Here is a 561-nt window from a genome sequence, read left to right as displayed (position 1 = left end):
CGAGGCTCCGACTGTTTGTATGCATGCGGTTTCAGGATCTATTTCACTCCCCTCCCGGGGTTCTTTTCGCCTTTCCCTCACGGTACTGGTTCACTATCGGTCGATCACGAGTATTTAGCCTTGGAGGATGGTCCCCCCATCTTCAGACAGGATTTCACGTGTCCCGCCCTACTTGTCGCACACCTAGTTCTTTCATACTGTTTTCGCCTACAGGGCTATCACCTGCTATGGCCGCACTTTCCAGAGCGTTCGGCTAACAATACAAATAAAGAGTGCAAGGCTCATCCCATTTCGCTCGCCACTACTTTGGGAATCTCGGTTGATTTCTTTTCCTGCGGTTACTTAGATGTTTCAGTTCACCGCGTTCGCTTCGCATGGCCTATGTATTCAGCCATGGATACTCCATAAGGAGTGGGTTTCCCCATTCGGACATCTACGGATCAAAGCTCGTTTGCCAGCTCCCCGTAGCTTTTCGCAGGCTACCGCGTCCTTCATCGCCTGTGATCGCCAAGGCATCCACCACATGCACTTGTTCGCTTGACCCTATAACGAGTCTGTCTC

1 rRNA gene is annotated in these 561 nt (G+C 51.5%); it reads right to left on the bottom strand.

Annotated elements, in window-relative coordinates:
- Positions 1-543 (bottom strand): 23S ribosomal RNA (locus LGM42_RS32975); the annotation flags it as partial.
- Between the last annotated feature and the right edge of the window lie 18 nt (positions 544-561).

Source organism: Burkholderia sp. AU39826 (genome assembly GCF_020419965.1).
GTDB classification, from domain to species: Bacteria; Pseudomonadota; Gammaproteobacteria; order Burkholderiales; family Burkholderiaceae; genus Burkholderia; species Burkholderia semiarida.
Note: the sequence above shows the minus strand (reverse complement) of the source record. Positions and strands in the feature narration are given on the sequence as shown.